Source organism: Streptomyces sp. 7N604 (assembly GCF_052245475.1).
GTDB lineage: Bacteria > Actinomycetota > Actinomycetes > Streptomycetales > Streptomycetaceae > Streptomyces.
Genome location: NZ_JBQQBX010000027.1, coordinates 21,707 through 42,464, shown reverse-complemented (window position 1 = coordinate 42,464; position 20,758 = coordinate 21,707). Strand labels below are relative to the sequence as shown.

Sequence of the window (20,758 nt, the reverse complement as noted above, 5' to 3'; positions counted from 1 at the left end):
AGGCCGGTCGGGCGGATCGGCCGGTCAGTTCCCGCCATCGCCGGTCAGCAGACTCCGGCCGTCAGCGGGCTCCGGCCAGCAGACGGCTCCCGGTCAACGGGCCCCTGTCTCCGAGCCCTTGAGGCCGGTGAGCGTCAGCATCAGCAGCCGGTCGGCCAGTTCCGGGTCGTCCGGGTTCTGCTCGACGGCCAGGGCGATGGCGTTGGTCAGCTGCATCACGTCGCCGATCCCCACGTCACGCCGTACGTCACCGGCCTGTTGAGCCCGTGAGAGCAGCGCGCTGCCCGCCTCGCGCATCGGCACGCTGCACTGGGCCAGGGCGGAGCATTCGTCGTGCGAGGCGCTCAGCAGGGCGCGTGCGAGCCCGCGGTACGTGCTGGCGTGCCCGATGACGGCCCGCAGCCAGTCCACCAGCGCGCCGCACGGCTGCTCGGCCTCGAGCAGCTCCCGCGAGCGCGCCAGCAGGGCGTCGACCTCGCCCTGGAAGACGGCGCCCATGAGGGCGTACCGGTTCGGGAAGTGGCGGTAGAGCGTGCCGATGCCCACGCCCGCGCGTTTGGCGATGTCCTCGAGCGAGGCGTCCGTGCCGTGCTCGGTGAAGGCCGTACGGGCTTCGGTCAGCAACCGCTCGTAGTTGCGCCGCGCATCGGACCGCATGGGCCGCCCGGCCGCGCGCTCCGCCTCCCGCGATTCCCGCGATTCCCGCGATTCCCGCGATTCCCGCGATTCCCGCGATTCCCGCGATTCCCGCGATTCCCGCGATTCCCGCGATTCCCGCGATTCCCGCGCCGACGCGCGTGCGGCCTCCGTCGCCATCGCCCGTCCTCCCAATCCCTGCCCACGCTGCCCGTGCGTCCAGCATGCCACCGGCTGCGCTGCCCCTCGCTCGTCTTCCGAGCGGCTTGCCGTGCCCGATCAGCGCCTCCGGCCGCGGGGGCGCCGACACGCTTCCCCAGCCACCGCCGGGTGGGAGTACCCCTGGCGAAGCCAGGGAGCCCACGACACCTGCGCTTCGCTCGCGTGACGTCGGCCGCATATCGGCTGCAGCGTCGCTGCGCTCGGTCTCGTCGCTTTCACTGCGGCCGATAGCGCCTCGGCGCGGGCGGCGCGGCCTTCGGTCCCCGTACCGGAGGCCGCCCCGAAAAACGCCGTGGGGCCCTGCCGATCGAGTGGCAGGGCCCCACGGTTCGTACGGACCGTACGTCCGGCGTCAGTCCTTGATCTCGCAGATGACCGCGCCGGAGGAGATGGATGCGCCGACCTCGGCCGTCAGGCCCTTGATCGTGCCGGAGCGGTGGGCGTTCAGCGGCTGCTCCATCTTCATGGCCTCCAGGACGACGACCAGGTCGCCCTCCTTGACCTCCTGGCCGTCCTCGACGGCGATCTTGACGATGGTGCCCTGCATCGGGGAGGCCAGCGCGTCGCCCGAGGCGGCCGAGCCGGCCTTCTTCGACGCCTTGCGCTTGGGCTTCTTCCCGCCGGCCGCCGGGGCCGCGGAGACGCCCAGCGTGGACGGCAGGGAGACCTCCAGGCGCTTGCCGCCGACCTCGACGACGACGGTCTCGCGGGTCTCGGCCTCCGCCTCCTCCGTGTCCGGGGCGGCGAACGGCTTGATCTCGTTGACGAACTCGGTCTCGATCCACCGGGTGTGGACGGTGAACGGCCCCGCCGAGCCCGACAGCTCCGGAGCGAAGGCCGGGTCGGTGACCACCGCGCGGTGGAAGGGGATCGCGGTGGCCATGCCCTCCACCTGGAACTCCGCCAGCGCACGCGCCGCACGCTGCAGCGCCTGCTGCCGGGTGGCGCCGGTGACGATCAGCTTGGCCAGCAGCGAGTCCCAGGCCGGGCCGATCACGCTGCCGGACTCCACGCCCGCGTCCAGCCGAACACCTGGCCCCGCGGGCGGGACGAAGGCGGTGACGGTGCCCGGGGCCGGGAGGAAGTTACGGCCCGGGTCCTCGCCGTTGATGCGGAACTCGAAGGAGTGGCCGCGCACCGGCGGGTCGGTGTAGCCCAATTCCTCGCCGTCGGCGATGCGGAACATCTCGCGGACCAGGTCGATGCCGGTGACCTCCTCGGTCACCGGGTGCTCGACCTGGAGGCGGGTGTTGACCTCCAGGAAGGAGATCGTGCCGTCGTTGCCGACCAGGAACTCCACCGTGCCCGCGCCGACGTAGCCCGCCTCCTTGAGGATGGCCTTCGACGCGGCGTACAGCTCGTCGTTCTGAGCCTGGCTCAGAAAGGGAGCCGGGGCTTCCTCCACCAGCTTCTGGTGGCGGCGCTGCAGCGAGCAGTCCCGGGTGGATACCACCACGACGTTGCCGTGGGAGTCGGCCAGGCACTGGGTCTCCACGTGCCGGGGCTTGTCCAGGTAGCGCTCGACGAAGCACTCGCCGCGGCCGAAGGCGGCGACCGCCTCGCGCACCGCCGACTCGTACAGCTCCGGGACCTCCTCCAGCGTGCGGGCCACCTTCAGACCGCGCCCGCCGCCGCCGAAGGCGGCCTTGATCGCGATCGGCAGGCCGTGCTGTTCGGCGAAGGCCACGACCTCCTCGGCGCCGGAGACCGGGTCGGGCGTGCCGGCCACCAGCGGCGCACCGGCGCGCTGCGCGATGTGCCGGGCCGCGACCTTGTCACCCAGATCGCGGATGGCCTGCGGCGGGGGGCCGATCCAGATCAGGCCCGCGTCCAGCACGGCTTGGGCGAAGTCGGCGTTCTCGGAGAGGAAGCCGTACCCGGGGTGGATGGCGTCCGCGCCGGAATCGGCGGCCGCCTGGAGGACTTTGGCGATGTCCAGGTAGCTGGTGGCCGGGGTGTCACCACCCAGCGCGTAGGCCTCGTCGGCCGCGCGGACGTGCAGAGCGTCCCGGTCCGGGTCGGCGTAGACGGCTACGCTCGCGATCCCGGCGTCCCGACAGGCTCGGGCAACGCGGACAGCGATTTCGCCACGGTTGGCGATGAGCACCTTGCGCACGATGGCTCCCTCCTTGAAACAAGGCGAGTTTAGGGACTGCCGACACGGCCTGCCGAGTCGGCCCCGGGGGTGACCTTGCCCACACGGAGCGTCATCCGAGCGCCGAGCGAGGACTGAAAGCCCTTGTCGTCCCACGGTACGCCCGGAAATCTCGAGGAACTCTCGTGCTCCGGTGTGGTCAAGGTCTCTGTCAGGTCGACCAGCGGTGGCCAAGTGCCCTTTGTCGAATCCCTACGAACGCGCAACGGAAACTTTGCCGATCTGATGCGTCCTGCCGGGTGACACCTCCGCAGGGCCTGCAGACCCCTTGTTTATGGGATTACCCGTTAGTAGCGTGCCAGATGTGTCAGTACTCGGGGTAACGAGTGGAGTGGGGTGGGTCGGGGGTGGCTCGCAGACCAGTGGCCGCGGTGGCGGCCGTGCTGCTGTTCCTGGAAGCGATCGGGATCGTCCTGCTCAACATGGTCCTGGGCATCGCCGTTGACCGGCAGGACATGTCGCTCGGCGGCCTCGACCCGGACGCGATGAGCGTCTCCACCTGGGTCATGGGCGGGCTCTTCGGCCTCTATCTGGCGAGCTGCGCGCTCGTCCTGGGGCGTTGCGCGCTGCGCGACCGGGCCCCCGGGCGGCTGGCGCGCATCCTGCTCATCACCTGCGCGGTGGTGCACGGCGTGCTCGGTGCGCTCACCGTCGGGCTGGTCGGCTGGGCCGCGTTCGCCTTCATGATGGTCGTCTTCGGGATGGTCGTGCTGGTGTTGCTGGCCTTCCCCGCGGGGAGCTCCGACGCCCCCGACACTCCTGACACCCCGGCCGCGCCCGCGGCGGCAGCCGAGGCGTAAGCCCGGAACGTACGCCGCCGAAACGCGGGCTCTACGCCCAGAGTTCGGTGATTCCCACGCCCACGTCGGCGAGCAGCCGCCTGAGCAGGGGCAGCGACAGGCCGATGACGTTTCCCGGGTCGCCGTCGATGCCGTCGATGAAGGGGGCCGAGCGCCCGTCGAGGGTGAACGCGCCCGCCACGCGCAGCGGTTCGCCGCTCGCCACGTACGCCGCGATCTCCGCGTCCGTCGGTTCCCCGAACCGGACCGTCGTGGACGCGGTCGCCGAGGCCCGGCGGCCGGTCGCCGTGTCGATCACGCAGTGGCCGGTCAGCAGCACGCCCGAGCGCCCGCGCATCGCCTTCCAGCGGGCGGTGGCGTCCTCGGCGTCCACCGGCTTGCCGAAGGCCTGGCCGTCGAGCTCCAGCACCGAGTCGCAGCCGACGACGAGCGCGCCCGCGGCTTCCGGCCGTACGGACACCGCCGCGGCCTTCGCCTCGGCCAGCAGCCGGGCCAGCTCCTCCGGGGAGACCGTGGTGATGGCGTCCTCGTCCACACCGCTGACGATCACCTCGGGGGTGAGTCCCGCCTGGCGGAGCAGTCCGAGGCGGGCTGGGGAGGCGGAGGCGAGGACGAGACGGCGCTGATCGGTCATGGAGCCCAGGGTATCGACCGGCCCGGGCCGGCTCGGACCCCAGGCCCGGACCGACCCCCGACCGGCTCGGCCGGGCTCAGAGGGCCAGCGCCAACGTCATGATGATCACGGCGACCGCCAGCACCCAGCCCGCCCGGCGGAGCATCGCCTCGGCTTGGCGCAGCTCCTCTGGGGGCTCGTCGGGCGGGTCGGACCAGAGCATGGATTCGATGCTCCGTCGGATACGACGGTGCCGCCTGAATACACGTACTCCCGCGGCACCGTCCGGAGGGGCTCATCCCGCTGGTCCAGAGGATTCGGGGGGCTCCAGGGGCTCCGGGGGCCCCCGGAGGTCCCGCGGCTCCACGGGCCCGCCGGTCACCAGGTCATCTGCTCGCCTGGGCCGGTACGAGCCTGCTCACCTCGGCCAGTACGAGCTGCGCCACGCCTTCGGGCCCGGGTGCGGCAGCACGCCCCGCGCCACATTCCGCGCCTTGTCCGCCCACTCGTCGAGCTCCTCCTGCGCTGCGGACACGGCCCCCGCCGCCGCGGCGCGCGCCTGGACCACCGCCAGCGCGGCGGCCAGCTCCTCCGGGGTGGGGTTGCCCCGTACGACCTTGTACATGCGCAGCCTCCTTGAGCCTCTCGCCGTCCTCGTACCCCTGTGGCCCCGCTTTACAGCGGGATGTTGCCGTGCTTCTTCGGCGGCAGCGACTCGCGCTTGTTGCGCAGCGTGCGCAGACCGCGGACGACGTGGCGGCGGGTCTCCGACGGCATGATCACCGCGTCGATGTAGCCGCGCTCGGCCGCGGTGTACGGGTTGAGCAGCGCGTCCTCGTACTCGGCGATCAGCCGCGTCCGCACCTCCTCGGCCTGCTCCGGCGTCTCGGCCGCGGCGATCGTGCGGCGGTGCAGGATGTTGACCGCGCCCTGAGCGCCCATGACCGCGATCTGGGCGGTCGGCCAGGCGAGGTTGAGGTCCGCGCCGAGGTGCTTGGAGCCCATGACGTCGTACGCGCCGCCGAAGGCCTTGCGGGTGATGACGGTGATGAGCGGGACGGTCGCCTCCGCGTAGGCGTAGATCAGCTTGGCGCCGCGCCGGATGATGCCGTTGTACTCCTGGTCGGTGCCGGGCAGGAAGCCGGGCACGTCCACGAAGGTCAGCACGGGGACGTTGAAAGCGTCGCAGGTGCGGACGAAGCGCGAGGCCTTCTCCGAGGCGCTGATGTCCAGACAGCCCGCGAACTGCATCGGCTGGTTGGCCACGATGCCCACCGGGTGGCCCTCGACCCGGCCGAAGCCGGTGACGATGTTCGGCGCGAACAGCGCCTGCGTCTCGAGGAATTCGTTGTCGTCGAGGATGTGCTCGATGAGCCGGTGCATGTCGTACGGCTGGTTCGCCGAGTCCGGGATCACCGTGTCCAGCTCGCGGTCCTCGTCCGAGACCGCCAGGTCCGCCTCCTCGGGGAAGACGGGCGGCTCGCTGAGGTTGTTGGACGGCAGGTACGAGAGCAGCGACTTGATGTAGTCGATGGCGTCCTTCTCGTCGCCCGCCATGTGGTGCGCGACGCCGGAGGTGGTGTTGTGGGTGCGGGCGCCGCCCAGCTCCTCGAAGCCGACGTCCTCGCCGGTGACGGTCTTGATGACGTCGGGCCCGGTGATGAACATGTGCGAGGTCTTGTCGACCATGACCGTGAAGTCGGTGATCGCGGGAGAGTAGACCGCACCGCCCGCGCACGGGCCGACGATCAGGCTGATCTGCGGGATCACCCCGGAGGCGTGGACGTTGCGGCGGAAGATCTCGCCGTACATGCCCAGGGCGCTGACGCCCTCCTGGATACGGGCGCCGCCGGAGTCGTTGATGCCGACGACCGGACAGCCGTTCTTCAGCGCGAAGTCCATCACCTTGACGATCTTCTCGCCGAAGACCTCGCCCAGGGCGCCGCCGAAGACCGTGAAGTCCTGGGAGAAGACGGCCACCGGGCGGCCGTCGACCGTGCCGTAGCCGGTGACGACGCCGTCGCCGTAGGGCCGAGTCTTGTCGAGGCCGAAGTTGGTCGACCGGTGCCGCGCGAACTCGTCCAGCTCGACGAACGACCCCTCGTCGAGCAGCAGGTTCACGCGCTCACGGGCCGTCAGCTTCCCCTTCGCGTGCTGCTTCTCGACCGCGCGCTGCGAGCCGGCGTGCGTCGCCTCCTCGGTGCGACGCTGCAGGTCCGCGATCTTCCCCGCGGTCGTGTGAATGTCGTAATCCGGCTCGGACATCGGGATGCGGCTCCTGCTCGTCCTGTGTGTGCTGCCTGGGCTGCTGTGTTATACGGGCTACTGACTCGTAGCGTATCGGCGACGCTGCGCGATGGCAGTGCGGCGTTGGACACACCGCGCACCCTCGCGGGGCGGCGGCTGAGCTGGTACGGGGCCTACGCTGGCGGCATGACGCCGAAGCCGCCAGGAACGCCCGGCTCCCCGCAGCCGGACCCCGCCCACGGCCGCTGGTCCGACCTCGAGCGGCCGCCGCTGAACGCCGCCGCGCTGCGCAAGGCCCTCGTACGGCCCGGCGGTCTGTGGACCGCCTTCGACGTGGTCGAGGTGACCGGGTCCACCAACACCGACCTCGCCGAGCGGGCCAGGGCGGGCGACGCAGAGGAGGGCGCGGTGCTCGTCGCCGAGGAGCAGTCCGCGGGGCGCGGGCGGCTCGACCGGACCTGGTCCTCACCGGCGCGCTCGGGGCTTTTCTTCTCCGTGTTCCTCGAACCGGACGTCCCAACCGAGCGGTGGGGCTGGCTGCCGCTGCTCGCCGGGGTCGCGACGGCGACCGCGCTGTCCCGGGCCGCCGGCGTCGACACCGCGCTGAAGTGGCCCAACGACCTGCTCGTGCAGGTCGGCGACGAGGAGCGGAAGGCCGGCGGCATCCTCGCCGAGCGGGCCGGGGACGGCGTCGTGGTCGGGATCGGGCTCAACGTCACGCTGCACGCGGACGAACTGCCCGTGCCGGAAGCCGGGTCGCTGTTGCTGGCGGGCGCGGCCGCGGTGGACCGGGACCCGCTGCTGCGGGCCGTACTGCGCTCGCTCGAGCAGTGGTACGAGGACTGGCGGGGGGCCGGCGGCGACCCCGGGGCGAGCCGGCTGCAGGAGGCGTACGCGGCGGGCTGCGCGACCCTCGGCAGGACCGTGCGCGCGGTGCTGCCCGGGGACCGGGAGATCATCGGTGAGGCGGTCGCGGTCGACGGCGACGGCAGGCTCGTCCTGGCCACCAAGGAGGGCGTGCAGCAGCCGGTGGGCGCCGGGGACATCGTCCATCTGCGGGCTGCCGGATGAGAGTGAGCTAGGGCACACCTGCCGTATCGTTTGATGCGCCGGACCAGGCAGAGAGCGGGCCGAGTGGGCGGAGCGGGCGAGAAGTGATCGGAAGGGCTGTGCGCAGGGATCGGACTGGGGGCGGGCGGTGACCGTGGACGAGCCCTCTTCTGCCGCCTCCGCTCCCGACGAGGAGCCGCCCGAGGAGAACCCGCTCGCCCTCCGGATCGAGCAGCTGATCCTCGGCTCCGAGCGGCGCTACACCCCCTTCCAGGCGGCCCGCAGCGCCGGGGTCTCGATGGAGCTGGCCTCCCGGTTCTGGCGGGCCATGGGATTCGCCGACATCGGGCAGGCCAAGGCGCTGACGGAGGCGGACGTGCTGGCGCTGCGGCGGCTCGCGGGCCTGGTCGAGGCCGGGCTGCTGAGCGAGCCCATGGCGGTGCAGGTGGCGCGGTCCACCGGGCAGACCACGGCGCGGCTCGCGGAGTGGCAGATCGACTCCTTCCTGGAGGGGCTCACCGAGCCGCCGGAGCCGGGGATGACCCGCACCGAGGTCACGTATCCGCTGGTCGAGCTGTTGCTGCCGGAGCTCGAGGAGTTCCTGGTGTACGTGTGGCGGCGGCAGCTCGCGGCGGCCACCGGGCGCGTGGTGCAGGCCGCGGACGACGAGGAAATGGTCGAGCGGCGGATCGCGGTCGGTTTCGCGGACCTCGTGGGCTTCACCCGGCTGACCCGGCGGCTGGAGGAGGAGGAGCTCGGCGAGCTGGTCGAGGCCTTCGAGACCACGGCCGCGGATCTGGTCGCGGCGCACGGCGGGCGGCTCATCAAGACCCTGGGAGACGAGGTCCTGTTCGCGGCGGACGACGCGGGGATCGCGAGCGAGATCGGGCTGCGGCTGATCGAGACGATGACGCACGACGAGACGATGCCGGAGCTGCGGGTCGGCATCGCCTTCGGGACGGTGACGACGCGGATGGGCGACGTCTTCGGGACGACGGTCAACCTGGCGAGCCGTCTGACATCGATAGCGCCGAAGGACGCGGTCCTGGTGGACGGGGCGTTCGCGGAGGAGCTGATGCGCTCGGGCGACGCGCCCGAGTCGGAGGCGGAGGCCGCGAAGGCGGAGAAGGAGGGCCGCAGCCCTGCCTCCGCGTACCGGTTCGCGCTGCAGCCGATGTGGCAGCGGCCGGTGCGAGGTCTCGGGGTCGTGGAGCCGTGGCTGCTGACCCGGCGGGGGTAGGCAAGGTCTTTCTCCCCCGACGGCGGGCAACCACTGTGTCGCTGTCCGGCTGTGCCGAGCCGGCCTGAACCGGCGGAGTTCTGTCCCGGGTGCGATGATGCCTCGCGCAGGTTCACGGTCGTTAACCCGGAGCGGGAGCGGGGAGAGCGGAGGGCGCATGGGCAGCGAGCAGCGGTACGGGGAGTGGGTCGCCGTACGGCGGCACGGCGAGCACGTCGCGGAGCTCGTACTGGACCGCCCCAAAGCGATGAACGCCGTCTCGACGGAGATGGCGCGGGCGCTCGCGGAGGCGTGCGGGGCGCTGGCGGCGGACCGGTCTGCGCGGGTCGTGGTGCTGACCTCGAGCCACCAGCGGGCGTTCTGTGTCGGCGCGGACCTCAAGGAGCGCAACTCCTTCACGGACGCGGAGCTGCTGCGGCAGCGGCCGGTGACCAGGGCCGCGTACACCGGTGTGCTGGAGCTGCCGATGCCCACCATCGCGGCGGTGCACGGCTTCGCGCTCGGCGGCGGGTTCGAGATCGCGCTCTCCTGCGATCTGATCGTGGCGGACAGGACCGCCGTCCTCGGTCTTCCGGAAGTGTCGGTGGGCGTGATCCCGGGCGGTGGCGGGACGCAGCTGCTGCCGCGGCGGGTGGGCGCGGCCCGCGCCGCCGAGCTGGTGTTCACGGCGCGGCGGGTGGCGGCGGAGGAGGCCCGGGAGCTGGGGCTCGTGGACCTGCTGGTCGAGGAGGGCGCGGACGGTACGGAGGCGCTGGCGCTCGCCGGGCGGATCGCCACGAACTCGCCGGTCGGGCTGCGGGCGGCCAAGCGGGCGCTGCGGCTCGGGCACGGGCTGGACCTGCGGGCCGGTCTCGAGGTGGAGGACGCGGCCTGGCGGAGTGTGGCCTTCTCCGGGGACCGGGCGGAGGGCGTCGCGGCCTTCAACGAGAAGCGCACGCCGGACTGGCCGGGGGAATAGGCGAGCGGAGTAGCGCCCGGGGGGAGCAGGTCCGGGGCGCAGGCCCGGGGGAGTGAGCGAAAGCCTCCCCCGGGAACGGGGCGAATGTCATCAAATGTTCCTAGGCTGGAGTGCGAGGTGCGCACTCGGTTACGGAATGTGAGGTGCCGGTGCCCGTGTCGTACGACGGCGGCGGGGGCGATGCGCGGCTGCGGGCGGTCGTGGGCCTGGCTCAGGCGATGGCCGCGGCGCAGACTCCGCGCGAGTCCGCGCGCGCCGCGGCGGCAGGGGCCATGCGGGCGCTGGGCGGGACCTTCGCCGCGCTGTCGGTGTGGGAGCGGGAGCTGGGGCGGCTCCGGGTGCTCGTCAACACCGGCGAACTCGCCGAAGGCGAGGAGGAGTTCCCCGAGGACGAGTCCTACCCGGTGCACGAGTTCCCGGAGATCGCCGAGTTTCTGCATGACCGGTGGGCCGGGGGCGGCGAGCCCAACGCATGGGTGGAGACCGCGAACGGCCCCGGCGCGGGGCCTGTGTCCGGTGCTTACTGCACCCAGCGTGTGGCCGCCCTCCAGCGGCGCGGCCGCGGCTGCTGCGTGGTCGCGCCGATCGTGCTGCACGGGCGGGCGTGGGGCGAGCTGTACGTGGCGCGGGGGGCCGGGGAACGGGTCTTCGGCCGGGACGACGCGGACTTCGCGACCGTACTGGCGGCCGTGACGGCGGCCGGGATCGCGCAGACGGAGCGCTTGGAGGAGGCACGCCGGCTCGCGTTCACGGACCCGCTGACGGGGCTCGCGAACCGCCGGCTGGTGGACATCCGCCTCGACGAGGCGGTGGACCGGCACGTGGCGGACGGCACGGTGGTCAGCCTCGTGGTCTGCGACATCAACGGCCTCAAGGAGGTCAACGACTCGATGGGCCACGCGGTCGGCGACCGCCTGCTGGAACGCTTCGGCTCGCTGCTGTCGCTGTGCGGGGCGGCGCTGCCGGGCGCCCTGGTCGCGCGGCTCGGCGGCGACGAGTTCTGCCTGCTGGCGGTGGGACCGCCGGCCGACGACGTGGTGCACGCGGCGGATGAACTGTGCCGCCGGGCGGGCGACTTGGAGCTGGGCGAGGGCGTCGCCTGCGGGGTCGCCTCCACGGGCGAGCAGATCGGGCCCGTACGGTCCGCGCGACGGCTCTTCCGGCTCGCGGACGCGGCGCAGTACCGGGCGAAGGCGGCCCGCTCGGAGAAGCCGGTCGTGGCGGGCCGCGAGGGCCCCGACGACCCGGTGGTCCGCCTCGCGGAGACTCCCCCGGAACCCGGCCCGGACCGCCGCCGCTTCCGCAGCCGCACGGAGTCGTAACGCACACATGGCGCACCCCGGCGCCAAAGCCCGCGTGGCGCCGGGCCGCAGGCCGCACGGCGGCGAGCGGCCTGGCCACGCGCCGCCGCCCGCGCCGCCGTCGCCTCCCTTGCGAGGCCGGCCCCCGCCCTGCCGCGCCTCAGCGGTAAGGCGCGCCGGAGGGGAACGCAAGTGCCCCGCGACGGGCGGGCGCCTGGCGCGCGGGCGGACCCTCGGCCCGCGGGCGGGCCTTCTGGCCTGGTGCGGCTCCCCGCCGGGGAGTTCGCTTCCGCGGCCGCTCAGCGCCCCGAACCGTCGAGGCGGTTCCCGGGCCGGGAGCGTGAGGCTGGTTGGCCGGCGGTCGCTCGTCCCGCCTGCGGGTTCTCGTTGCGCGGGGCGGTTCCCCGCCGGGGGTGTCCGCTTCCGCGGTCGCTCGGTGCCGCATGGCGAGGAGGCGTCCTTCTCGGGTCGGGAACCCGGAGGCCGGTTTTCCGACGGGCCTGGGCCCGTGGGCAGGTTCCTGGCGCAGGGCGGCCTCGCAGCCGAGGGGGGTGTTTTCCGCGGCCGCTCGGCGCTGCGGGCGGCCTGGCCCCCGAGGGAGCCCGCTTTCGCGGCTGCCCCTGTGGCGCGTCGCGGTGAAGCGTCCGCGCTGGGGAACTCGTACGACGGTCGCCCGTCGGGGCGTGGTTTCTATGCCGGCCCGTCCGCGGGGCGGTTCCGGTGTGGGGCCCCGGCGGCGGCATCCCCCGGCGGGGATTCGCTGCGCGGCGGGCGTAGCTGTCTGCGCGGAGCGGCCCTCCCGGGGACGGAGTTCGCGGAGCGGCCCCTCCCGGCGAGGGGTCCGCTGGTGACTTTCGGGGATTCACTCTCTAGGGTGCCTGAATATGGATATGCACAATGTGGTGGTGGGGACGGCCGGGGCCACGGCTGAGGACGTTGTTGCCGTGGCCCGCGGGGAGGCGCGGGTCGAGTTGTCCCGCGAGGCGCTGGACGCGCTGGGGGCCGCGCGGGAGGTCGTCGATGCGCTCGCCGCCAAGCCGGACCCGGTCTACGGCGTCTCGACCGGCTTCGGCGCGCTCGCCGTCCGGCACATCAGCCCCGAGCTGCGCACCCAGCTGCAGCGCAACATCGTCCGCTCGCACGCTGCCGGCATGGGCCCGCGCGTCGAGCGCGAAGTCGTGCGCGCGCTGATGTTCCTGCGGCTGAAGACCCTCTGCTCCGGCCGTACGGGCGTCCGTCCGCTGGTCGCGCAGACCATGGCCGCGATCCTCAACGCGGGCATCGCCCCCGTCGTCCACGAGTACGGCTCCCTCGGTTGCTCCGGCGACCTCGCGCCGCTCTCGCACTGCGCCCTCACCCTCATGGGCGAGGGCGACGCCGAAGGCCCCGACGGCGTCGTCCGCCCCGCCCACGAGCTGCTCGAAGCCCACCGCATCGAGCCCGTCGTCCTCCGTGAGAAAGAGGGCCTCGCGCTCCTCAACGGCACCGACGGCATGCTCGGCATGCTGGTCATGGCCTGCGCCGACCTCGCGCGGCTGTTCACCGCGGCCGACATCACGGCCGCGCTCTCCCTCGAGGCCCTGCTCGGCACGGAGAAGGTGCTCGCGCCCGAGCTGCACGCCATCCGTCCGCACCCGGGCCAGGCGGCCAGCGCCGCCAACATGCTCAAAGTCCTTGCCGATTCCGGCCTGACCGGCCATCACCAGGACGATGCGCCGCGCGTCCAGGACGCGTACTCCGTGCGCTGCGCCCCGCAGGTCGCGGGCGCGGGCCGGGACACCCTCGCTCACGCGCGCGTGGTCGCCGACCGCGAGCTCGCCGCCGCCGTGGACAACCCCGTCGTCCTCCCCGACGGCCGGGTCGAGTCCAACGGCAACTTCCACGGCGCGCCCGTCGCGTACGTCCTGGACTTCCTCGCCGTCGCCGCGGCCGACCTCGCGTCGATCGCCGAGCGCCGCACCGACCGGCTGCTCGACAAGAACCGCTCGCACGGGCTGCCGCCCTTCCTCGCGGACGACCCCGGCGTCGACTCCGGCCTGATGATCGCCCAGTACACGCAGGCAGCCCTGGTCAGCGAGATGAAGCGGCTGGCCGTACCCGCCTCGGTGGACTCGATCCCGTCCTCCGCGATGCAGGAGGACCACGTCTCGATGGGCTGGTCCGCGGCGCGCAAGCTGCGCCACTCCGTCGAGAACCTCGGCCGCGTCATCGCCGTCGAGCTGGTCGCCGCGACCCGCGCGATCGAGCTGCGCGAGGGGCTCGTCCCGGCCCCGGCGACGCGGGCGGTGCTGACGGCCGTGCGCGAGGCGGGCGTCCAGGGGCCGGGCGGCGACCGCTACCTGGCGCCGGACCTCGCGGCGGCGGATTCCTTCGTACGGTCCGGGGGGCTCGTGCGGGCCGTGGAGCCGGTGACGGGCCCGCTGGCCTGAGGTCCCAGGGATCGCGACACGGCGGCGATACGGGGTCGGCGCACAGCCCGGCCCCGTACCGCCCCGCTACGGGTCAGAGCGCGCTCGTACCGGCGCGCCGCGCCGCGTACGCGACCATCGCCGCGCCGAAGCCGAGGAAGAGCGTCCCGCCCACGAGATACGGCGTGGTGTCCACGCTGCCGGTGTCGGCGAGGGAGAGGTCCTTGGAAAGGTCCTTCGCGCCGTTCTGGGGTTCGGACGGAGCGGCGGCGGAGCCCGGGGACTCGCTGCGCGCGTCCGCCGTGCGCCGCTCGACCGTCGCGTTCGCCGAAGGCACGAACCACAGCGCGAAGAGCAGTGAACCCGCGGCGGTGGCGGTCAGCAGCGGGCGGCGTGCGGACACGGAACGGACCCCCTTGTGGCATAGGAGACTTGGCCGTCCGGGCTGATGTTAGTAAGTGCCGCGGGTCGCGGGAAAGTCTCGGTCCGCGGGCCCCTTACGCTCCGCGCATGACTACTGCTGAGACATCACGATTCGTACGGCTTCGGGTGGAACTGGTCCTCGAGGTCATCGGCCCAGCCGACCTCACCGGTGCGGCCCTCGGCCACATCGACTCCGACGAGTTCATGCCGGAGGACGAGCGCGGCCACGCCAGGGCGGCGGTCCAGGAGGACGACGCGGAGGCGCTGGCCTATCTCGTCGATCCGTTCGACCTGGTGGGCGGCGTCCCCGGGGTCGAGCTGGCGCAGGCGTCCTGGAGCAGTGAGCAGATCGAGTACGACCCGACCTCCGCGGAATGGGACCTCGGCCTCGACGACGAGGACATGGACGAGGACATGGGCGACGGCGAGGACATGGACGAGGACGGGAGCGCGGATGAAAACGACCAGGTCGGAGGGGGTGGCGAGCAGAATGCGCGGAGGATGTGAGCGGGGACCTCGACGGATCCCGCTTCATCCGTGAGGATGAAGACCGCCCGAATGGGGAAGGCGGCGCCGGGAGGGCGTGAGCCAGGCGAGCCGGAGACCCAGGGCGCCCCGCACGGCCCGGGGGTGTTCCCGCGCCGAACGTGGTGTTCCCCACATTTCCAGCTGTGAGGGAACCGGACGAATAGGAATTCGTGTTCTTCTCGGGTGACCGGGACATCTGCACCCGTGGCCCGGATCGGGGATTCAGGGGAAACCATAGCGATGGAGAAGCGTGTGATGACGGACGGTAAGCACCGCAGGGCGCTGGCTCTGACGGCCGTGCTGCTCGGCGGTGCACTGACGCTCACGGCCTGTGGCGGTGACGACAGCGGCAATGGCAGCGGAAACGGCGGCCAGGCCAAGTCGCAGGCGCAGGTCGACGAGGCGGCCGCCAAGGACGCTTCCGACGCTCGAATAGCGATCACGCCTAAGGACGGCGCCGACAACGCCGGCATCAACAGCGACGTCAAGGTCAAAGTGGCGGGCGGCAAGCTCACCAAGGTCACCATGACGGCCGTCGAGACCGGCGCCGAGGTCGCGGGCACGATCTCCCCGGACGGCGCGTCCTGGAAGCCGGACGCCCAGCTGGAGCGGTCCACCAAGTACAAGATCACCGCTGAGGCGAAGGACGCCAAGGGCCGCGAGGCCAACGAGAACTCCACCATCACGACCGTCTCCCCGGCCAACAGCTTCATCGGGAACTTCACGCCCGAGGACGGCTCGACCGTGGGTGTCGGCATGCCGGTGTCGATCAACTTCGACAAGGCGATCACCAACAAGGCCGACGTCCAGTCCGGCATCACGGTCACCTCGAGCAGCGGCCAGGAGGTCGTCGGCCACTGGTTCAACGGCAACCGCCTGGACTTCCGCCCCGAGGAGTACTGGCAGGCCGGGTCCACGGTGACGCTGAAACTCGCCCTCGACGGCGTCGAGGGCGCGCCGGGCGTGCAGGGCGTCCAGGAGAAGACCGTCACCTTCACGATCGGCCGTAGCCAGGTGAGCACGGTCGACACCAAGACCAAGCAGATGACTGTGGTCCGCGACGGCAAGACGATCAAGACTGTCCCGATCTCCGCGGGCAGCCCCGAGAACCCGACGTACAACGGCCAGATGGTGATCTCCGAGAAGTTCAAGGAGACCCGGATGAACGGTTCCACCGTCGGCTTCAAGAAGAAGAACGGCAAGGGCGAGTACGACATCAAGGACGTGCCGCACGCGATGCGGCTGTCCTCGTCCGGCACCTTCATTCACGGCAACTACTGGGGCGCCGACTCGATCTTCGGCAGCGCCAACACCAGCCACGGCTGCGTCGGCTTGAACGACGTCAAGGGCGCGAAGGACCCCAAGCAGCCCGGCGCGTGGTTCTACGACAACACGCTCATCGGCGATGTCGTGGTGGTCAAGAACTCCGAGGACAAGACCATCGCTCCGGACAACGGCCTCAACGGCTGGAACCTGCCGTGGAGCGAGTGGGTCGCGGGCAGCGCGACCGGTGCCTGACGCCGGCCCGTAGCGCCACGGGCTGCGGATCTCCGTACGGCGGCGGTACGTACCCCCGGAAGGGGGCGCGTAGCGCCGCCGTCGCGTTTCTCAGGCGGCTCTCATCGTGACCTGCTGGAGGGCCTGTGGAAGGAGCACGGGCTGACCTTCATCATGGTCACGCACGACAGCGCGGTCGCCCGCCGTTCGCCGCGCCTCGCGACCATCCACCAGGGCGGGGTGACGGTCCCCGGCCGTTCGCCCGCATGAGGCTCCGGATGAGGCCCGTGCACCAAGCCCGCATGAGACCCGGCATGCAAGCCCGCACGTGAAGCCGCCAAGCGGAGCCATATACCCCAATTCCCCATGGAAACCCCACGGTTGAACTGGTGTACCACCCCCTGCATACTCCGTGTGCAGGGGCCCGAGGGCTTCCGTAACGGTGAACTGAACTCACCAGGGGGAAAGTTGCACAGACAACTCAAAACGGCCGGAGCAACCACGATCGCCATGGCCGCGGCCATCGCGATGACGGCGGGACTGACCGCCTCGCCGTCAGTGGCCGGAGAGCGGGCCGCGACCACGGCCCCGTCGGCGTCGTCCGCCCCGAGCAAGGGCGGCCCGGCCAAGCACTGGGTCACCCTCCTCACCGGCGACCGGGTCGCCGTCGACGCCAAGGGCCGCCCGGTCGGCATCCAGCGCGCCGAGGGGCGCGAGCACATACCCGTACAGGTCCAGCGCTCCGGCAAGCACGCGTACGTCGTGCCGCGGGACGCCCAGAAGCTGATCCGCGAAGGGCGGGTCGACCAGCGGCTGTTCGACGTCGGCCTGCTCAGCCGCCCCGAGTACCGCAAGGCCCACCGCGAGGGCCTGCGGCTCATCGTCACCTACAAGGGCTCCCGCCCCGCCGCCAAGTCCGAACTGCGCGCCGCCGGAGGCACCGACGTGCGCCGCAGCTTCCCGAAGCTGGGCGCCGAGGCCGTGCGGACCGGGCAGGGGGAGGCCGCCTCCGCGGCCTGGGACGCGCTGACCAGCGAGCCGCAAGGCGCCGCCGGATTCCGTACGGCCGCCTCCGGCGTCGGCGCGGTCTGGCTCGACGCCATCCACCGGGCCAGCCTCGACAAGAGCGTGCCGCAGATCGGCGCGCCCGAGGCATGGAAGGCCGGATTCGACGGCAAGGGCGCGAAGATCGCCGTCCTGGACACCGGTGTCGACCAGACCCACCCGGACCTGGCGGGCCAGGAGATCGCCGAGAAGAACTTCTCGGACGCGGCCGACAGCAAGGACCGCTACGGCCACGGCACGCACGTCGCCTCCATCTCGGCGGGTACGGGCGCCAAGTCGGGCGGCAAGTACAAGGGCGTCGCGCCGGGCGCACGGCTGCTGGACGGAAAGGTTCTCAACGACGAGGGCTCCGGCGAGGACTCGGGCATCATCGCGGGCCTCGAGTGGGCCGCCGCGGAAGGCGCCGACATCGTCAACCTCAGCCTCGGCGGCCCGGACTCCCCGGGCGTCGACCCGCTCGAGGAGGCCGTCAACCGGATCTCCGCCGAGAAGGGCACGCTGTTCGTCATCGCGGCGGGCAACGAGGGCGACTTCGGCCCCGGCACCGTCGGCTCGCCGGGCAGCGCGGACGCCGCGCTCACCGTCGGCGCCGTCGACAAGGAGGACAAGCTCGCTTCCTTCTCCAGCACAGGGCCGCGCGTCGGGGACGGAGCCGTCAAGCCCGATCTGACCGCGCCCGGCGTGGGCATCGGCGCCGCTGCCGCCCCCGGCAGCATCGTCGCCGAGGAGGGCACGCCGGTCGCGGACGGCTATGTCGCCATCTCCGGTACGTCCATGGCCACCCCGCACGTCGCGGGCGCCGCGGCGATCCTCGCCCAGCAGCACCCCGACTGGACCGGCGCACAGCTCAAGTCCGCGCTCACCGGCTCCACCAAGCCCGGTGACTACACCCCCTTCCAGCAGGGGTCCGGACGGGTCGACGTCTCCGCGGCCATCAAGCAGACCGTCGTCGCCGAGCCGGTGTCGGTGAGCTTCGGCACCCAGGCATGGCCGCACACCGACGACAAGCCGGTGACGAAGGCCGTCACCTACCGCAACCTCGGCACCGAGCCGGTCACCCTCGACCTCGCCGTCCAGGGCACGGGACCGGACGGAAAGCCCGCGCCCGCCGGGATGTTCGGCATCGACACGAAGCAGCTCACCCTCGAGCCGAAGGCCGAGGGCACGGTGTCGGCCACCGTGGACACCCGGCTCGGCGGGACGCTCGACGGGGCGTACGGCGCGGTGATCACGGCGACCGGCGGCGGGCAGACCGTCCGCACGGCGGCCGCGGTGGACCGCGAGGTCGAGTCGTACGACCTGACGGTCAGGCACCTGGGGCGCGACGGCAAGCCGACCAAGATCTACGGAACCACCGTGGACGGCGTCAGCGGCCTGGGCGCCGGGAAGTTCTTCGCGCCGTACGACGAGAGCGGCACCGCCACGATCCGCGTCCCCAAGGGCCGTTACATCCTCAGCTCCAGCGTTCTCGTCGACGAGGAGGACGCGACCAAGGGGATCGACTGGATCAACCAGCCCAGGCTCGACATCACCAAGGACACCACGGTGACGGTCGACGCCCGGACCGCGAAGCCGGTCGACATCAGGGTCCCGGACAGCGCGGCGAAGCCGAAGAACGCCTCGCCCGACTTCTCGGTCCAGACCGGGGACGGCGGATACGGCTACGGCTGGTGGCTCGACTCCTACCAGGGCTTCCGCACCGCGCACCTCGGCCCCAAGCCAGCGGCCGGTGAGCTGTTCCAGCAGTGGACCGGTACCTGGACCAGCGCGGCCGCCCAGTACGACCTGGCGTACGGGGGCACGGTGAGCAAGCTCGCGACCGGCTACACCAAGCACGCCGAGAAGAGCGAACTCGCCAAGATCACCGGGAAGCTGGGCGCCTCGGTCAGGAACAAGACCGGCCGCCTGTGGGCCTGGGGCTACATCCCTGGGAGCTTCGGCAGCTCCGCGTACTCGGCCCCGGTCAAGCTGCCGGGCACCAGGACCTCGTACGTCAACGCGGCCGGCGTGGAGTGGGCCTTCGACTTCGAGCAGGACGGCCCCGACCCCTGGGCGCCCGAGGTGGCCTACTCGATCGGCGCCAAGCCGTACAAGGCGGGGAAGAGCTACGAGAAGGTCTTCAACGTCGGCGTCTTCGGGCCGAAGGTGAGCAAGGAGTACGGCATCTTCCGCGAGGGCAACAGCCTGTCCGGCTACCTGCCGGTGCACGCGGACGGCAAGGGCCACGTCGGCGGCTCGGCGTACGACAAGGCGGTCACCACCCTCTACCGGAACGGCACCAAGGTCGGCACCCATGACGACCCGCTGACCGGCGAGAAAGCCTTCCGGGTGCCGGCGGGCAAGGCCCGCTACAAGCTCACCACCTCGGTCACCCGGAGCAAGGTCGCCGCGGTGACCACCAAGCTGACCGCGAGCTGGACGTTCACCTCGAGGAAGACGAGCGAGCAGACCCAGCTCCCCGCCTCGGCGGTCCGCTTCACCCCGGCGCTGGCGGCGGACAGCACCGCCAAGGCCGGAGCGACGGCCGCCGTCCCGGTCGCGGTCCAGGGCTCGGCCGCCGGCCGGAACCTCGAGTCGCTGGCCGTGTACGTGTCGTACGACGGCGGCGCGCACTGGCGGAAGGTCAAGGTGAGCGGCGGCAAGGTGACGGTGAAGAACCCGAAGGCCGGGAAGGGCATCTCCTTCCGGGCCAATGTCACCGACAAGCAGGGCAACACCCTGTCGCAGACGCTCTACAACGCCTACCTGGGCAAGTAGGGCTGCCGGAACGCCTCAGCCCGCAGGAGGGAGCGGCTGGTCACCCGAGGGCGACCAGCCGCTCCCGCAGTTCGACGAGCTCCGTCTCCGGCAGCGTCGCCGCGACCGCCCGGTCGAACGCGTCCTCCGTGAGCCGCTCCGCGCGCCGCCACCGCTCCGTCAGATCCGGGATTTTTCCCGCCCGCGCCACGAGGGCATCCGCCTCCTCCTCGGGCCAGGCCGTGCGCAGAAGCCGCGCACGCCCGCCGCCCGGGTCGGCGACGACCGCCTCCGTGACGCCCAGCCCGCAGGCCCGCAGCGCCCCGAAGTGCAGCCCGCCGCGCAACTCGCGCAGCAGCATGAGCGCGTGCGCGAGAGCGGCGGGGCCGTCCGTGTCGTACGGGCGCCTGGCCGCCCGCCAGCCCGTGAACAGCGGCAGCGCGCTCCCGTCCGCGGCGTCCACCACCCGGTGCGCGAGCCGAGCGGTACGGACCGCTTCCGGCGTGCCGGTGAGGTGGTTCCGGCCCCAGTCCCAGCACCCCTGCGCGTACGCCGTCACGGCCTGCTCCGGGGTGACGCCCGCGCTGTTCTCCCAGGTGTAGTCGATGATCCAGGCCGGGAAGATCCCGAGCACCTGGGTGACGACGACGGGCGGGGCCGTGCCGAGCACGCCGGCCCTCCCGCGGAAGTACAGCAGCCGGTCGGCCAGGCCCAACTCCGCTCCCCGCGCCGTCATGTCCGGAGCGGTCATGAACCGGCCGCCGAGCCGTACGACCGCGCTGAACGTGTCCGCTGCGAATGTCATGTCCGGAACGTACTGTGCTCCGCCCGGGACGGTGGCCGTTTCCGCGAGTCCCGGCCGCACGCTGCGTGCGGGGC

The 20,758-nt window shown here is 72.1% G+C and carries 17 protein-coding genes and 1 pseudogene; 10 read left to right on the top strand and 8 right to left on the bottom strand.

The genetic code is table 11. The annotated features are described in order from the left end of the window. Positions 1-93: 93 nt before the first annotated feature. Both ACTWP8_RS27495 and ACTWP8_RS27490 read right to left on the bottom strand, forming a co-directional pair. A complete protein-coding gene (locus ACTWP8_RS27495; RefSeq protein ID WP_443319209.1) occupies positions 94-657 on the bottom strand; it encodes a TetR/AcrR family transcriptional regulator in 564 nt (187 codons plus the stop codon). Between the two features lie 553 nt (positions 658-1,210). Then, positions 1,211-2,974, bottom strand: coding sequence for an acetyl/propionyl/methylcrotonyl-CoA carboxylase subunit alpha (locus tag ACTWP8_RS27490; RefSeq protein ID WP_443324785.1), 1,764 nt, complete (start codon positions 2,972-2,974; stop codon positions 1,211-1,213). 386 nt (positions 2,975-3,360) lie between these two features. On the opposite strand from ACTWP8_RS27490, the gene ACTWP8_RS27485 reads away from it, so the two are divergent. Continuing rightward, positions 3,361-3,813, top strand: coding sequence for a hypothetical protein (locus ACTWP8_RS27485; RefSeq protein ID WP_443319261.1), 453 nt, complete (start codon positions 3,361-3,363; stop codon positions 3,811-3,813). A 31-nt stretch (positions 3,814-3,844) separates the two neighbouring features. Here the strand turns inward: ACTWP8_RS27485 and ACTWP8_RS27480 are convergent, their stop codons facing one another. The 4 genes from ACTWP8_RS27480 to ACTWP8_RS27465 form a co-directional block, all read right to left on the bottom strand. Continuing rightward, positions 3,845-4,447: a Maf family protein gene (locus ACTWP8_RS27480; RefSeq protein WP_443324784.1), complete on the bottom strand. Its 603-nt coding sequence runs from the start codon at positions 4,445-4,447 to the stop codon at positions 3,845-3,847. A gap of 76 nt (positions 4,448-4,523) precedes the next feature. Continuing rightward, entirely contained in the window at positions 4,524-4,649 is a 126-nt protein-coding gene (gene mmpB / locus ACTWP8_RS27475) for a morphogenic membrane protein MmpB (RefSeq protein WP_443324783.1), read from the bottom strand. A gap of 195 nt (positions 4,650-4,844) precedes the next feature. Continuing rightward, a complete protein-coding gene (locus tag ACTWP8_RS27470; RefSeq protein WP_443319264.1) occupies positions 4,845-5,051 on the bottom strand; it encodes an acyl-CoA carboxylase epsilon subunit in 207 nt (68 codons plus the stop codon). A 50-nt stretch (positions 5,052-5,101) separates the two neighbouring features. After that, entirely contained in the window at positions 5,102-6,691 is a 1,590-nt protein-coding gene (locus ACTWP8_RS27465) for an acyl-CoA carboxylase subunit beta (protein ID WP_443324782.1), read from the bottom strand. Positions 6,692-6,859: 168 nt separating this feature from the next. On the opposite strand from ACTWP8_RS27465, the gene ACTWP8_RS27460 reads away from it, so the two are divergent. The 5 genes from ACTWP8_RS27460 (at position 6,860) to hutH (ending at position 13,651) form a co-directional block, all read left to right on the top strand. Then, positions 6,860-7,744 carry a biotin--[acetyl-CoA-carboxylase] ligase gene (locus tag ACTWP8_RS27460; protein WP_443324781.1) on the top strand — a complete coding sequence of 295 codons (885 nt, stop codon included), beginning with the start codon at positions 6,860-6,862 and terminating at the stop codon, positions 7,742-7,744. A gap of 127 nt (positions 7,745-7,871) precedes the next feature. After that, a complete protein-coding gene (locus tag ACTWP8_RS27455; protein WP_443324780.1) occupies positions 7,872-8,963 on the top strand; it encodes an adenylate/guanylate cyclase domain-containing protein in 1,092 nt (363 codons plus the stop codon). A gap of 157 nt (positions 8,964-9,120) precedes the next feature. Beyond that, the gene (locus ACTWP8_RS27450) at positions 9,121-9,921 is read left to right on the top strand and encodes an enoyl-CoA hydratase/isomerase family protein (protein WP_443324779.1); all 801 of its coding nucleotides are present in this window, start codon (positions 9,121-9,123) and stop codon (positions 9,919-9,921) included. A 218-nt stretch (positions 9,922-10,139) separates the two neighbouring features. Next, on the top strand, positions 10,140-11,243 hold the full coding sequence (locus ACTWP8_RS27445) for a diguanylate cyclase domain-containing protein (protein ID WP_443324858.1): 1,104 nt from the start codon (positions 10,140-10,142) through the stop codon (positions 11,241-11,243). A gap of 863 nt (positions 11,244-12,106) precedes the next feature. After that, the gene (gene hutH, locus ACTWP8_RS27440) at positions 12,107-13,651 is read left to right on the top strand and encodes a histidine ammonia-lyase (protein WP_443324778.1); all 1,545 of its coding nucleotides are present in this window, start codon (positions 12,107-12,109) and stop codon (positions 13,649-13,651) included. Positions 13,652-13,724: 73 nt separating this feature from the next. On the opposite strand, the gene ACTWP8_RS27435 is transcribed toward hutH, so the two are convergent. After that, positions 13,725-14,033 carry a hypothetical protein gene (locus ACTWP8_RS27435; protein ID WP_443324777.1) on the bottom strand — a complete coding sequence of 103 codons (309 nt, stop codon included), beginning with the start codon at positions 14,031-14,033 and terminating at the stop codon, positions 13,725-13,727. Positions 14,034-14,140: 107 nt separating this feature from the next. Here ACTWP8_RS27435 and ACTWP8_RS27430 point away from each other — a divergent pair, with 107 nt between their 5' ends. From ACTWP8_RS27430 to ACTWP8_RS27415, 4 genes and pseudogenes are all read left to right on the top strand, one after another. After that, positions 14,141-14,560 carry a hypothetical protein gene (locus ACTWP8_RS27430; RefSeq protein ID WP_443324776.1) on the top strand — a complete coding sequence of 140 codons (420 nt, stop codon included), beginning with the start codon at positions 14,141-14,143 and terminating at the stop codon, positions 14,558-14,560. 261 nt (positions 14,561-14,821) lie between these two features. After that, positions 14,822-16,099 carry a L,D-transpeptidase gene (locus ACTWP8_RS27425; protein ID WP_443324775.1) on the top strand — a complete coding sequence of 426 codons (1,278 nt, stop codon included), beginning with the start codon at positions 14,822-14,824 and terminating at the stop codon, positions 16,097-16,099. A 108-nt stretch (positions 16,100-16,207) separates the two neighbouring features. After that, positions 16,208-16,348: pseudogene (locus ACTWP8_RS27420) on the top strand (ABC transporter ATP-binding protein); the annotation flags it as partial. Positions 16,349-16,546: 198 nt separating this feature from the next. Continuing rightward, on the top strand, positions 16,547-19,900 hold the full coding sequence (locus ACTWP8_RS27415) for a S8 family peptidase (protein ID WP_443324774.1): 3,354 nt from the start codon (positions 16,547-16,549) through the stop codon (positions 19,898-19,900). A gap of 40 nt (positions 19,901-19,940) precedes the next feature. Here ACTWP8_RS27415 and ACTWP8_RS27410 read toward each other — a convergent pair whose 3' ends face one another. After that, complete coding sequence (locus ACTWP8_RS27410; protein WP_443324773.1) at positions 19,941-20,684, bottom strand: SCO6745 family protein; 744 nt, start codon at positions 20,682-20,684, stop codon at positions 19,941-19,943. Positions 20,685-20,758 lie beyond the last annotated feature (74 nt).